General features: G+C 75.7%; 1 protein-coding gene. It reads right to left on the reverse strand.

From position 1 onward, the window contains the following. Window positions 1–6: 6 nt before the first annotated feature. Window positions 7–15,375, reverse strand: a complete 15,369-nt coding sequence (locus ACFY1P_RS06775) for an SDR family NAD(P)-dependent oxidoreductase (protein ID WP_390749936.1) — start codon at window positions 15,373–15,375, stop codon at window positions 7–9. Between the last annotated feature and the right edge of the window lie 53 nt (window positions 15,376–15,428).

The following is a 15,428-nucleotide window of genomic DNA, read 5'->3' on the forward strand; positions in this document are numbered from 1 at the left end:
TCCTTGTCACAGCGCGTCCTCGTCCCGGGCAAGGCCATCGGTGAGGCCGTCGAGGGCCAGGCTGATCAGGCTCTCGGCGTCCATGTCGTCGATCGACGCCCCGATCTCGTCCTCCGGTGCGGCATCCGGCTGGGGGCGCACGCCCGCCAGTTCGAGCAGCCCGTCCAGCAGCCCGGCCTCGCGCAGCGCGGCCAGCGGGATCGCGCCGAGGGCGCGGCGGACCGCCTCCTCCTCGGTGCCGGCGGCGGAGCGTTCGGCGGGCGCGAGTTCGGCGGCCAGGTGGGCCGCCAGCACCTGCGGGCTCGGGTAGTCGAAGATCAGCGTGGCCGGCAGCCGCAGGCCGGTCGTCCCGTTGAGCTGGTTGCGGAACTCCACCGCGGTCAGGGAGTCGAAGCCGAGCTCGCTGAACGCGCGGTCGGGCTCCACCGCGTCGATCCCCAGCACTCCGGCCGCCTGTTCGCCGACCACGTCCAGGAGCAGCGTGGCGCGCTCCTGCGCGGGCAGTCCGGCCAGCTTGTTCCGCAGCGTGGCGGAGGCCGTCGAGGCGGCGCGTGCGACGCGGTGGGAGGGGCGGACGAGGCCGCGGAGCAGCGGGGGGATCCGGCCGGAGCGAGCCATGGCGGCCAGGTCGAGGCGGGCCGGCAGCAGCACGGTCTCCTCGTGGGCCACCGCGGCGTCGAGGAGGGCGAGCCCTTCCGCTTCGCCGAGCCCGGCCACGCCGGCCTGGGCGAGGCGGCGGGCGTCGGTGTCGCCGAGCCGGTCGGCCATGCCGCCGCTGCCGGACCAGGCGCCCCAGGCGAGCGAGGTGCCGGGCAGGCCGTTGGCCGCGCGGTGCGTGGCCAGGGCGTCGAGGAAGGCGTTGGCGGCGGCGTAGCTCGCCTGGCCGGGGCTGCCGAGCAGTCCGGCGGCCGAGGAGAAGAGGACGAACGCGGACAACGTCCGGTCCTTGGTCAGTTCGTGCAGGTGCCAGGCGGCGTCGACCTTGGGTTTGAGGACGGCGTCGAGCCGCTCGGGTGTCAGCGAGTCGAGCATGCCGTCGTCGAGGACGCCCGCCGCGTGCACGATGCCGGACACGGGGTGTCCGTCGAGTACGCGTGCCAGGGCGTCGCGGTCCGCGGTGTCGCAGGCCACGAGGGTGACGTCGGCGCCCAGAGCGGTGAGTTCGGCGTGCAGCGCGTCCGCGCCGGGGGCGTCCGGGCCGCTCCTGCTGAGCAGCAGCAGTTCCGTGATCTGATGTTCCGTCACCAGGTGCCGGGCGACGAGGCGGCCGAGCGCGCCGGTGCCGCCGGTGATCAGGACGGGTCCGGTCCAGGTGCCCGGCACGCCGTCGGCGTTCCGTGCGGCCCTGACGAGCCGCGGGGCACTGATGACGCCTGAGCGAAGGGCGAGTTGGGGCTCGCCGGTCGCGAGGGCGGCGGGCAGCAGGGCGTACGCGTCGGGGCCGGTGTCCTCCACGTCGATCAGGACGATGCGGTCCGGGTGTTCCGACTGCGCGGAGCGCAGCAGGCCCCAGGCCGTGGCACCGGCCAGGTCGCCGATGTCCTCCCCGGCGGTGCTGACGGCGCCGCTGGTCACCACGGCGAGGGTGGCGTCGGTGAACCGGTCGTCGGCGAGCCAGGACCGCACCTGCCCGAGGAGCGCGCCGACGCCGGCGCGGATCGCCTGGGGTCCGGTGCCGCCCGCGAAGGGCAGGACGACCACGTCGGCCGGGCCCGCGAGTTCCGGTCCGGCGGCCGTGTGCACGGCCGTGACCTCTCCCGTCAGGGCGTCGGCGATGCGCTGCCCGTGCGGGCCCGTCACGGCCCAGCTGCCCGGGACGGGGTGGGCGTCGGCGGGTGCCTTGACCCATTCCAGGGCGAACAGCGAGTCGTTCCCTGCGGCGGCCAGGCGCTCGGCGGAGAACTCACGGAGCGTCAGGGAACCGACCGAGAACACCGGCGTGCCGAGCCCGTCGGTGGCCTCGATGCGGACGGCGTCGGGGCCGTCCGGGCCGATCCGTACGCGCAGGGCGGTGGCGCCCACGGCGTACAGCTCGACGCCGGTCCAGGCGAACGGCAGCGCCATGCGCTCGGCCGCGCCCTCGCGCAGCCCGATGGCGTGGAGTGCCGCGTCGAAGAGGGCGGGGTGGATGGCGAACCGGTCGGCGTCCAAGGTGAGTTCGACCTCGGCGAACACCTCGTCGCCCTGCCGCCAGGCCGCGCGCAGCCCCTGGAAGCCGGGGCCGTAGCCGGCGCCGAGCTCGGCGAGCCGGTCGTAGGTGCCGTCCAGGTCGAGCGCCTCGGCTCCGGCGGGCGGCCAGGGCACGGGCGTGAACGCCGGCGCGGCCGGGCCGGGACGCAGGGTGCCGGTGGCGTGCGCGGTCCAGGGGTCCCCGGCCCTGGCGGCGGAGTGGACGTGGAAGGTGCGGGTGCCGGAGGCGTCGGGCTCGCCGACCGCGCACTGGATCCGTACGGTGCCGTCCTCGGGCAGGACGAGCGGTTCGGCGACGGTCAGTTCCTCGACCGTGCCGCAGCCGACGCGTGCTCCGGCGGCGAGCGCCATCTCCACGAAAGCGGTGCCGGGCAGCAGCACCACTCCCCCGACGGCGTGATCGGCCAGCCATGGCCTGCTCTGGAGCGACAGGCTTCCGGTGAACAGCATCCGGTCCGTGCCCGCGAGTTCCACGGCGGTGCCGAGCAGCGGGTGGTCCGCGCTGTCGTGACCGGTGGCGTCGCTCGCCATCCAGTAGCGGCGGCGCTGGAAGGCGTACGTCGGCAGGTCGGTGCCGCGGCCGTCGGGCAGCAGCCGCGTCCAGTCCACCGTGCCGCCGTGGGTGTGGAGGGTGGCGAGTGCGGCGACGACGGCGGCCGCTTCGTCCCTGTCCTTGCGCAGCAGGGGGATCAGGGCGGCGTCGCCGGTGAGGCACTCCGCGGCGGCGGCGGTCAGCACGCCGCCGGGTCCGATCTCGGCGAACTGCCGGGCGCCGGTGGCTTCGAGCGCTGCCACGGCGTCGGCGAAGCGGACGGCCGAGCGGGCGTGCCGGACCCAGTGGTCCGGCGAGCCGAGCTCCTCCGGGGTGGCCTGGCGGCCGGTGAGCGTCGAGACGACCGGGATGCGGGGCGGGTGGTAGGTGACGCTCTCGGCGGTCTGCCGGAAGGCGTCGAGCATGGGTTCCATGAGCGGGGAGTGGAAGGCGTGGCTGACGTTGAGTTCCTTGGTCCGCGCGAAGCGGGCGGCGACGGCCCGTACGGCGTCGGCCCGGCCCGAGATCACGACGGAGGACGGTCCGTTGACCGCCGCGATGCCCACCCCGTCGGTCAGGAGCGGGGTGATCTCGTCCTCGCGGGCCTGCACGGCGATCATGGTGCCGCCCTCGGGCAGGGCCTGCATCAGCCGGCCGCGGGCGGCGACGAGCGCGGCGGCGTCCGCCAGTGACCAGACGCCCGCCACATGGGCGGCCGCGTATTCGCCGATGGAGTGTCCGGCGAGCAGGTCCGGGCGCACGCCCCACGACTCCAGCAGGCGGAAGAGAGCGACCTCGACGGCGAAGAGGGCGGGCTGGGTGTAGGCGGTCCGGTCGAGCAGGTCGGCGGAGGCCAGGGCCTCGCGCAGCGGCCGGTCCAGCAGGGGGTCGAGGTGGGCGGCGACCTCGTCGAGGGCGCGGGCGAAGGCGGGGAACGCCCCGGCGAGCTCCAGGCCCATGCCGGCGCGCTGCGAGCCCTGCCCGGAGAAGAGGAACGCGAGCTTCCCGTCCACGGCGGTGCCGGTCACCAGGGCCGGTGCGGTGCCGCCCCCGGCCAGGGTCCGCAGGCCGCGCAGGAGTTCCTCGCGGTCGGCCCCGGTGACGGCCGCCCGGTGGGTGAGCGCGGTCCGTGTGGTGGCGAGCGCGCCCGCGACCCGGTGCGGGGCGAGGTCCTCGCGGTCGGTCAGGTGGGAGAGCAGCCGGGCGGCCTGGGCGCGCAGCGCGGCCTGGTCGTGCCCGGACAGCAGCCACGGGACGGCGGTGGGCAGGGCGGGCGCCGGCTCCTCCGCGGGGGCTTCCGGCTCGGGGGCGGCCTCGATGACGACGTGGGCGTTGGTGCCGCTGATGCCGAACGAGGAGATGCCCGCGCGGCGCGGCCGCCCGTGGTCGGGCCACTCGCGGGACTCGGTGAGCAGCCGGACGGTGCCCTCCGACCAGTCGACGTGCCGGGACGGCTCGTCGACGTGCAGGGTCCTGGGCAGGACCGCGTGGCGCAGGGCCTGCACCATCTTGATGACACCGGCGACGCCGGCGGCGGCCTGGGTGTGGCCGATGTTGGACTTCACCGAGCCGAGCCACAGCGGGCGTTCGTCGGTGTGCTCCTTGCCGTAGGTGGCGATGAGGGCCTGGGCCTCGATGGGGTCGCCGAGGGTGGTGCCGGTGCCGTGGGCCTCCACGACGTCGACCTCGCCGCCGGACACGCCCGCGGCCGCGAGCGCCCGGCGGATCACCCGCTGCTGGGCGGGGCCGTTGGGGGCGGTGATGCCGTTGGACGCGCCGTCCTGGTTGACGGCGGTGCCGCGGATGACCGCGAGCACCTGGTGGCCGTTGCGGCGGGCGTCGGAGAGCCGCTCCAGGAGGAGGACGCCCGCGCCCTCGCCGAAGCCGGTGCCGTTCGCGTCGTCGGAGAAGGGGCGGCAGCGGCCGTCGCGCGACAGGCCGCGCTGGCGGCTGAACTCGACGAACGTCCCGGGCGTGGCCATCACCGTCACGCCGCCCGCCAGGGCGAGGGTGCAGTCGCCCTGGCGCAGGGCCTGCGCCGCGAGGTGCAGGGCGACCAGGGAGGAGGAGCACGCGGTGTCGACCGACAGGGTCGGGCCCTCCAGGCCGAGGGTGTAGGCGACGCGGCCGGAGACGACGCTGCCGGAGCCGAAGCTGCCGAAGTAGTCGTGGTACATGACGCCCGCGAACACGCCGGTCGCGCTGCCGCGCAGCCCGGCCGGGTCGATGGCGGCCCGTTCCAGGGCCTCCCAGGAGGTCTCCAGCAGCAGCCGCTGCTGGGGGTCGGTGACGAGGGCCTCCTCGGGGTCCATGCCGAAGAAGGCGGCGTCGAAGTGCCCGGCGTCGTGGAGGAATCCGCCGTGCTTGGCGTAGCTGGTGCCGGGGCGGTCCAGGGTGGGGTCGTAGAGCGACTCCAGGTCCCAGCCGCGGTCGGCCGGGAACTCGCCGATGGCGTCGGTCTCCCCGGCCACGAGCCGCCACAGGTCCTCGGGCGAGTCGACCCCGCCCGGGTAGCGGCAGCTCATCCCGATGATCGCGATGGGCTCGTCGTCGGCGGCGACGGTGGGGGCCGCCTGCTCGGGCGCCGCTTCCAGGCCGTCGACCAGTTCGGTGAGGAGGTAGCGGGCGAGCTCGGCCGGGGTCGGGTAGTCGAAGACCACGGTCGCGGGCAGCCGCAGGTCGGTGGCCGCGCTCAGGCCGTTGCGCAGTTCGACGGCGGCGAGCGAGTCGAAGCCCAGCTCGCGGAACGCCTTGTCGCGCTCCACCGCTTCCGCCGACCGGTAGCCGAGCACGGCGGCGACGTGCGTACGCACCAGGTCGGTCAGGACCGGTTCGCGCTCGGGGCCGAGGAGGCCGGCGAGCCTGTGCCGCAGGGAGTCCGCACCGGCGGCGGGCCGTCCGGCGACGCTCTGCCTGCGGTACGGCACGAGCCCGCGGAAGAGCGGTGCCAGGGCGTCGCCCTGGGCCCGCAGCGCCGCGAGGTCCAGCTTGACGGGGAGGACGGCCGGGTCCTGGGCCCGCAGCGCGGCGTCGAAGAGGGCGAGTCCCTCCGCGCTCTCCAGCGGGGCCACGCCGCCGCGGGAGATGCGGGAGCGGTCGGTGTCGTCGAGGGCGCCGGTCATGCCGCCGGTCTGCGCCCACAGGCCCCAGGCCATGGAGGTCGCGGGCAGTCCGAGGCCGTGGCGGTGGGCGGCGAGCGCGTCGAGGAAGGCGTTCGCGGCCGCGTAGTTGGCCTGGCCCGGGGAGCCGAGGGTGGCGGCGGCCGAGGAGAACAGGACGAAGGCGCGCAGGTCCAGACCGGCCGTCAGCTCGTGGAGGTGCCAGGCGGCGTCGACCTTCGGGCGGAGCACCGCGTCGAGGCGCTCGGGTGTGAGCGAGGAGAGCACGCCGTCGGCGAGTACACCGGCCGCGTGCACGACCGCGGTCAGCGGGCGGTTCGCCGGGACGGCGGCGAGCGCCTCGGCGAGGGCGTCGCGGTCGGCGACGTCGCAGGCGGCCGTCGTGACCTCGGCGCCGAGGGCGGCGAGGTCGGTGACGAGCGCGGGGTCCGCGCCGCGCCGGCTGAGCAGCAGGAGGTGCTTCGCACCCCACTCGGTCACGAGGTGACGGGCCATCAGTCCGCCGAGCGCACCGTTCGCGCCGGTGATCAGGACGGTGCCTTCGGCGTCGAGCTCCACGGCCGCGTCGTCGGCGGCCTCGGCGCGGGCCAGCCTGGGCACGTGGACGGCGCCGTCGCGGACCGCGAGGTGCGGCTCGCCCACGGCGAGGGCCGCGGGCAGCAGTTCCTCGGCCGCGGGGGTGCCGTCGGTCTCGACGAGGACGATCCGGCCGGGGTTCTCCGACTGGGCCGACCGCACCAGGCCGGCGACGGCCGCGCCGGCCAGGTCGGGGCCTGCGATCACGGCCAGGGTCGCGTCCGCGGCGAGCCGGTCGCGCAGTGCGTCGAGTACGGTCTCCACGGCCGCCCGCACCGCTTCGGCGGTGGTCCCGGCGGGCGCGCGCAGGATCTCCGCCTCCGGAGCCGTCTCCGTGGCGGGTGCCGGTGCGGGGGTCCATTCCACGCGGTAGAGGGAGCCCGCGCGGGCCGACTTCGCGGCGGCGGCGAGCTGTTCGGCGGGGATCGGCCGCAGGGCGAGGGAGCCGACGGTGGCCACGGGCGCGCCGGTGGCGTCGGCGAGCGTCAGGGACACCGCTCCCTCCCCGGCGGGCCGTACGCGCACCCGCAGTTCCGTCGCCCCGGTCGCGTGCAGCTGCACGTCCGACCAGGCGAAGGGCAGCAGCGCGTCGTCCCCGGCGACGGCGGTCAGGCCGACGGTGTGCAGGGCGGCGTCGGACAGGGCCGGGTGCAGGCCGAATCCGTCGGACTGGCCTTCGAGGCCCACCTCGGCGTAGACGTCCTGGCCCAGGCGCCAGGCCGCGCGCAGGCCCTGGAAGGCGGGCCCGTAGCCGAGTCCGGCCTCGGCGAGCTGCTCGTACAGCCCGTCCAGCGCGACCGGTTCGGCCCCGGCGGGCGGCCAGACGGCGAGCTCCGGCCCGGCCGGGGGGCCGGCCGGGGCGAGGGCACCGTCGGCGTGCCGGGTCCAGGGCAGCTCGTCCGCGTCGCTCTCGGCGCGGGAGTAGATGGTGACCGGGCGGGTCGGGCCTTCGGCGGCGCCGACGACGACCTGCAACTGCACGGCGCCGCGCTCGGGCAGCACCAGGGGCGCGTGCAGGGTGAGTTCGCTGACGCGCCCGCAGCCTGCCTGGTCCCCGGCGCGTACGGCGAGTTCGAGGTAGCCGGTGCCGGGGAAGAGCAACTGTCCGCCGACGACGTGGTCGGCGAGCCAGGGGTGGGTGCCCAGGGCGAGGCGGCCGGTGAGGACCACGCCGTCGGTGTCGGCGCGGGTCATGGCCGCGCTCAGCAGCGGGTGGTCGGTCGGCGCGAGTCCGGCGGAGGTGACGTCACCGGTGCCCGAGGCGCTGTCCAGCCAGAAGCGCTCGTGCTGGAACGCGTACGCCGGCAGGTCGACGCGGGTCCGCGGGCCGTCGAACAGCGCCGTCCAGTCGACGCGCACGCCGTGGGCGTGGGCCTCGCCGAGCGCGGCGACGAGCCGGTCGCGGCCGCCGTCGTCGCGGCGCAGCGAGCCGATGGCGGTGACGCCGTCGTCGGTCTCCTGGATGCCGACGGTGAGGACGGGGTGCGGGCTGGACTCGATGAAGACGCCGTGGCCCTTGCCGACGGCCGTCCGGGTGGCCTGCTCGAAGAGCACGGTGCCGCGCAGGTTGGTGTACCAGTAGGCGGCGCCGAGTTCGGTGGTGTCGATGGCCTCGCCGGTGACGGTCGAGTAGAAGGGCACGTCGGAGGGGCGCGGGCGGACGTCGGCGAGGTCGGCGAGCAGCCGTTCGCGGATGGTCTCGACCTGCGCGGAGTGGGAGGCGTAGTCGACCGGGAGGCGCTTGACGCGGATGCCCTCGTCCTTGAGCCGGCCCTGGAGGAGGTCGAGGGCGTCGGTGTCGCCGGAGACCACGACGGATCCGGTGCCGTTGACGGCCGCGAGCGAGAGCCGTCCCTCCCAGGCGGCCAGCCGCTCGGTGATCTCGTCGGCGGAGCGGGCGACGGACATCATGCCGCCCCCGCCGGAGAGGTCCTCGGCGATGGCCTTGCTGCGCAGGGTGACGATGCGGGCGCCGTCCTCCAGGGAGAGTGCCCCGGCCACACAGGCGGCGGCGATCTCGCCCTGGGAGTGGCCGATGACCGCGGCGGGGCGGACGCCGTACGCGCTCCAGGTCTTCGCCAGCGACACCATCACGGCCCACAGCAGGGGCTGTACGACGTCGACGCGGTCCAGGGTGCCGCGCAGTTCGGTCAGCGGGTCCCAGTCGACGAAGGGGGCGCAGGCCGCGGCGCATTCGGCCATGGCGGCGGCGAACACCGGGGAGGTGTCGAGGAGTTCGGTGGCCATGCCCTGCCACTGCGAGCCCTGGCCGGGGAAGACGAAGACCGGGCGGGCGGTGCCGGTGGCGATGCCCTCGGTGAGGCCGGGGGCGGTGGTGCCGTCGGCGAGCGCGGCGAGGGCGTCGCGCAGGGCGGTGCGGTCGGTGCCGGTGATCGCCGCGCGGTAGCCGAAGTGGGCGCGGGCGGTGGCCAGGGAGAAGCCGATGTCGGCGGGGTCGAGCTCGGGGTGGGCGTCGAGGTGGGCGAGCAGGCGTGCGGCCTGGTCGGGCAGGGCGGCCCGGGTCTTCGCGGACAGCAGCCACGGCACGGCGCCGCCGGGGGCGGCGGGCGCGGGCGCCGGGGTGGCCGGGGCCTGCTCGATGATGGTGTGGGCGTTGGTGCCGCTGATGCCGAAGGAGGAGATCCCGGCCCGGCGGGGGCGGCCCGCCTCGGGCCACTCGCGTGCCTCGGTGAGGAGCTCGACGCTGCCCGCGGTCCAGTCGACCTGGTCGGACGGCTCGTCGACGTGCAGGGTCTTCGGGAGCACTCCGTGGCGCATGGCCTGCACCATCTTGATGACTCCGGCGACACCGGCGGCGGCCTGGGTGTGCCCGATGTTGGACTTCAGGGAGCCGAGCCACAGCGGCTTGCCCTCGGGCCTGTCCTGGCCGTAGGTGGCCAGGAGCGCCTGTGCCTCGATGGGGTCGCCGAGGGTGGTGCCGGTGCCGTGTGCCTCGACGGCGTCGACGTCGGCGGCGGTCAGTCCGGCGTTCTCCAGCGCCTGCTGGATGACGCGTTGCTGGGAGGGGCCGTTGGGGGCGGTGAGGCCGTTGGAGGCGCCGTCCTGGTTGACGGCGGTGCCGCGGACGACCGCGAGCACCTGGTGGCCGTTGCGGCGCGCGTCGGAGAGCCGCTCGACGACGAGGACGCCGACGCCCTCGCCCCAGACCGTGCCGCCCGCGGAGGTGGCGAAGGCGCGGCAGCGCGCGTCGGCGGCGAGGGCGCCCTGGCGGCTGAACTCGACGAAGGTGTCGGGGGTGGCCATCACGGCGACGCCGCCGACCAGCGCGAGCGAGGACTCGCCCTGGCGGAGGGACTGGACGGCGAGGTGGAGGGCGACCAGTGAGGAGGAGCACGCCGTGTCGATCGACAGCGTCGGGCCCTCCAGACCCAGCGTGTACGCCACCCGCCCCGAAACAATGCTCCCGGACCCGAAACTGCCGAAGTAGTCGTGATACATCACCCCCGCGAACACACCCGTCCGGCTGCCCTTCAACGCCCCCGGATCAATACCCGCACTCTCCAGCGCCTCCCACGAACCCTCCAGCAACAACCGCTGCTGAGGATCCATCAACAACGCCTCACGCGGACTGATCCCGAAGAACCCCGCGTCGAACTCCCCCGCGTCGTGCAGGAATCCGCCGCGTCGTACGTAGGTGGTGTCCGGCCGCTCCCCCGTCGGGTCGTAGATGCGGTCGGTGTCCCAGCCGCGGTTGGCGGGGAAGTCGGTGATGGCGTCCGTGCCGTCGGTGACCAGCTGCCAGAGCTGGTCGGGCGAGGTGACGTCGCCGGGGTAGCGGCAGGCCATGCCGACGATCGCGATCGGTTCGTCGGTGCGGGCCGTCGTGGTCCGGGCGGGCCTGCGCCTGCCGGGGCGTGCGGCGGTGTCGCCCGCGGTCCTCTCGGCGAGGTGGGCGGCGAGCGCCTGGGAGGAGGGGTAGTCGAAGACGAGGGTCGCGGGCAGCCGCTGCCCGGTCTCGGCGGAGACGGCGTTGCGCAGTTCGATGGCGGCGAGGGAGTCGAAACCCAGGTCCGTGAAGGCCCGTTCGGGGTCGACGGCCTCCGGGGTGCTGTGTCCGAGGACGGCGGCGACCTGGGTGCGCACGAGGTGCAGCAGGGCGTCCGAGCGCTCGGTCTCCCCGAGGCCGGCCAGCCTCTCGGCGAGGGTGAGGCCGGCGCCCTCGGTGGTGGCGGCCTCACGGCGGACGGTGCGGCCCGCGAGGGTGCGGAAGACGGGTGCGAGGGCTGTGCCCTGGGCGCGCAGCGCGGGCAGGTTCAGCCGTACGGGCGCGACAGCCGCGAGGTCCGTGCGGCGGGCCAGGTCGAAGAGGGCCACGCCTTCCCGCGGGGACAGTTCGGTCATGCCGCCGCGGGAGATCCGGGCGCGGTCGGCGCTGTCGAGGCCGCTGGTCATGCCGCCGGCGGGCGACCACGGTCCCCAGGCGAGGGAGAGCGCGGGGGCGCCCTGCGCGCGGCGGTGCGCGGCGAGCGCGTCGAGGAAGGCGTTGGCGGCGGCGTAGTTGCCCTGCCCGGGGGCGCCGACGACACCGGCGACCGAGGAGAAGAGGACGAACGCCCGCAGGTCGAGACCGGCGGTGAGCTCGTGGAGGTTGAGGGCGCCGTCGGCCTTGGGCCGCAGGACGGCGTCGACGCGCTCCGGGGTCAGCGAGGCGACCACGCCGTCGTCGAGCGTGCCGGCGGCGTGGACGACGGCGGTGAGCGGGTGCTCGGCGGGGATGCCCGCGATGACCTCGGCGAGGGCGGCGCGGTCGGCCACGTCGCAGGCGACGGCGGTGGCCTGGGCGCCGAGCGCGGTGAGTTCGGCGACCAGTTCGTCGCCGCCACCGCTCCTGCTGAGCAGCAGGAGCCTGCGGGCGCCGAGGGCGGACACCAGGTGCCGGGCGAGGACCGGGCCGAGGCCGCCGGTCGCCCCGGTGAGCAGTACGGTGCCGTCCGGGTCGAGCTCGGCGGCCGCCTCGGTGGCGAGTTCGGCGGCGGTCAGCCGGGCCGCGTACGCCTCCTCGGCCCGCACGGCCACCTGCGGCTCGCCCGAGGCGAGGGCGAGCGGGGCGTGGACGGCGGCGTCGGCCCCGGCGTCGAGGTCGAGGAGGACGAAGCGGTCGGGGTTCTCCGACTGCGCCGAGCGCACCAGGCCCCAGACGGCGGCGCCCGCGAGGTCGGGGACATCCTCGCCCGCGACGGAGACCGCGCCCCGGGTGACGACGACCAGGGGGCGGGCGTCGTCGTCCTGGAGGGCGGCGAGCGCGGCGCGGGTGGCGGCGCGCACGGCGTCGGCGTCGGCGCCGGGGGCGCTGTCCAGCGTGCGGTACTCGTCGGCGGCGGGCGCGGCCGGGGCGAGGGGGCTCCAGGTCAGGTGGTGGAGCGCGTCGGTGGAGGGCTCCTGCGCGCGGAGGTTGGTGAGCGGGCGGGACGCGAGGGTGGTGACGGTGGCCACGGGCGCGCCGGTGGCGTCGGCCAGGTCGACCGCGAACGCGTGGGCGCCCGTGGGCGTCAGCCGGGCCCGGAGCACGGAGGCGCCCGCGGCGTGCAGGGAGACCCCGGCGAACATGAAGGGCAGGCGCGCGGTCTCCTCGTCGGAGCCGTCGCCGAGCAGGGCGAGCGCGTGCAGGGCGGCGTCGAAGGCAGCGGGGTGCAGGCCGAAGCGGCCGGCGTCGGCGGCGGGCCGCTCGGGCAGCCGCACCTCGGCGAAGAGTTCGGGGCCGCGCCGCCAGGCGGCGGTCAGGCCCTGGAAGACCGGGCCGTAGTACAGGCCGGACGCGGCGTGCCGCTCGTAGAGGCCGGTGGTGTCGAGCTCCTCGGCGCCGTCCGGGGGCCAGGTGGTGAGGGGCTCGCCGGGGGGCGTGGGGGCGGCGGTGAGCAGGCCGGTGGCGTGGCGGGTCCAGGGCTGTTCGGCACTGGCGTGCTCGGGGCGGGAGTGGACGCTCACCGCGCGGCCGCCGCCGGTGCCGGGGGCGCCGACGGTGACCTGGACGCGGACGGCGTCGCGCCCGTGCAGGACGAGCGGGACCTCCAGCGTGAGTTCCTCGAGGTGGCCGCAGCCGACCTGGTCGCCCGCGCGGACGGCCAGTTCGACCATGCCGGTGCCGGGCAGCACGACCGCGTCACCGACGACGTGGTCGGCGAGCCAGGGGTGCGTGACGACGGACAGGCGGCCGGTGAGGACGGCACCGTCGGAGTCGGCGAGCAGGGTGGTGGCGCCGAGCAGGGGGTGGTCGGCGGAGTCGAGTCCTGCGGAGGAGACGTCGCCCGCGGAGGCGGGGACGTCCGCCCAGAACCGCTCGCGCTGGAAGGCGGTGGTGGGCAGTTCGACGCGCCGCGCGCCGTCGAAGAGGGTGCTCCAGTCGGGTGAGAAGCCGCTGTTGTGGAGCTGGGCGACCGCGGTGAGCAGGGTCTCGGTCTCGGAGCGCTCCCGCCGGGTGGCGGCGGCGAGCACGGCGGTGTCCTCGGTGGTGAGGCAGTCCCGCGCCATGGCGGTGAGCACGGCGTCGGGGCCGAGCTCGAAGTACCGCGTGACACCGGCCTCTTCGAGGGCGCGGACGCCGTCGTGGAAGCGGACGGCGTCGCGGACGTGGCGGACCCAGTAGTCCGGTGAGGCGAGTTCGTCGGTGGCGGGCCGGCCGGTCACGTTGGACACGACGGGGATCGTGGCCTTGCCGTACGTCAGGCTCGCGGCGACCGTGCGGAACTCCGCGAGCATCGGCTCCATGAGCGGGGAGTGGAACGCGTGGGAGACGGGCAGCCGCTTGGTCTTCCCGAAGCGGGCGGCGAGCTCCGTCACGGCCGCCTCGTCGCCCGACACCACGACGGCCTCGGGTCCGTTGACGGCCGCGATGCCCACCCGTCCGGACAGCAGCGGGGTCACCTCGGCCTCGGCCGCCCGCACGGCGACCATGGCGCCGCCTTCGGGAAGGGCCTGCATCAGGCGGCCGCGCGCCGAGACGAGGGCGGCGGCGTCCGCGAGGGTGAGGACGCCCGCCACGTGGGCGGCGGTGATCTCGCCGATGGAGTGCCCCGCGAGGTAGTCGGGCCGCAGCCCCCACGACTCCACGAGGCGGTACAGCGCCACTTCCACGGCGAAGAGCGCGGCCTGGGTGCACGCCGTGCGGTTCAGCGGCGCGGGGTCGGTGCCGAAGACGGTCTCCTTCAGCCCGCTGTCGAAGTGCTCGCACACCTCGTCGAAGGCGCGGGCGAAGACGGGGAATTCCGCGTACAGCTCCTTGCCCATGCCCGCGCGCTGGGCGCCCTGGCCGGTGAAGAGGAAGGCGGTCAGTCCCTTGGCCGTGCGGCCCTGGAGCACCCCGGGCGAGCCCTCGGCCAGTGCGGTCAGGCCGCGCGTCAGCTCGTCGCGGTCGCGGCCGAGCACGACGGCCCGGTGCCGGTAGGCGGTCCTGGCCGTGGCCAGGGAGAAGCCGGTGTCGACGGGGTCCGCCGCGGGGTCCAGTGCGGCCAGGAGCCGGACGGCCTGGGCGCGCAGGGCCTCGGCGGTCCGGCCGGAGACGGTCCAGGGCACGACCGAGGGCGCGGTGGCGGGGGTGCGCTCCGCCGCTTCCTCGGCGGGCGCCTGCTCGATGATGGTGTGGGCGTTGGTGCCGCTCGCGCCGAAGGAGGAGATCCCGGCCCGGCGCGGACGGCCCGCGTCCGGCCACGCTTGCGCCTCCGTCAGGAGGCGTACGTCGCCCGCCGACCAGTCGACCTGGGCGGAGGGCGCGGCCACGTGCAGGGTGCGCGGGAGGACGCCGTGCCGGATGGCCATGACCATCTTGATCACACCGGCGACGCCGGCGGCGGCCTGGGTGTGCCCGATGTTGGACTTCACCGAGCCCAGCCACAGCGGGCGGCCCTCCGGGCGCTCCTGGCCGTAGGTGGCCAGCAGGGCCTGCGCCTCGATCGGGTCGCCGAGTGTGGTGCCCGTGCCGTGCGCCTCGACGGCGTCGACGTCGCCCGTGGACAGCCGCGCGTTGGCCAGCGCCTGGCGGATGACGCGCTGCTGGGAGGGGCCGTTGGGCGCGGTCAGGCCGTTGGAGGCGCCGTCCTGGTTGACGGCACTGCCGCGGACGACCGCGAGCACCTGGTGACCGTTGCGGCGCGCGTCGGAGAGCCGCTCCAGGAGCAGCATGCCCGCGCCCTCGCCCCAGCCGGTGCCGTCGGCGTCGTCCGCGAAGGACTTGCAGCGGCCGTCCGGGGCGAGCCCGCGCTGCCTGCTGAAGGCGATGAACGAGCCGGGGGTGGACATGACCGTGGCACCGCCGGCCAGGGCCAGGGAGCACTCCTTCTGCCGCAGCGCCTGCACGGCGAGGTGCAGGGCGACCAGGGCGGAGGAGCAGGCGGTGTCGATGGTGACCGCGGGGCCCTCGATGCCGAGGGTGTAGGAGATGCGGCCGGAGATGACGGCGGCGAGGCTGCCGGTGCCCAGGGCCGCCTCGGTGTCCTGCGGGAGCTTGGCGAGCAGGTCGCGGTAGTCCTGGCCGTTGGTGCCCGCGAACACCCCGACCTGCGCGCCGCGCACCGAGTCCGGTGCGATCCCGGCACGCTCCAGCGCCTCCCAGGAGACCTCCAGCAGCAGCCGCTGCTGGGGGTCCATCGCGATGGCCTCGCGGGGGCTGATGCCGAAGAAGTCGGGTTCGAAGTCGCCCGCGTCGTGCAGGAACCCGCCCCGGCGCACATAGCTGCGGCCCGCGGCGTCGGGGTCCGGGTCGTAGAGCGACTCCACGTCCCAGCCCCGGTCCTCGGGGAAGTCCGTGATGGCGTCGGTGCCGTCGTGGACGAGCCGCCAGAGCTCCTCGGGGGTGCTGACGCCGCCGGGGAAGCGGCAGCTCATCCCGACGATGGCGATCGGTTCCTCGTCGCCGCTCTCCACGTCGCGCAGCCGTCGGCGCGTCTGGTGCAGATCGGCGGTGACCCTCTTGAGGTAATCGAGCAGCTTGTCATCGTTGGTCATCGGGTGTCGCCACTTCTGTGCGGGAAGAGTCTGCTGCCGGTGTGCGGGGCGGG

It is taken from the genome of Streptomyces sp. NPDC001407, from assembly GCF_042895325.1.
Lineage (GTDB): Bacteria > Actinomycetota > Actinomycetes > Streptomycetales > Streptomycetaceae > Streptomyces.

Coding starts and splice junctions, on each gene's coding strand:
- ACFY1P_RS06775 (WP_390749936.1), bottom strand. CDS start 15,375: ATGACCAACGATGACAAGCTGCTCGATTACCTCAAGAGGGTCACCGCC.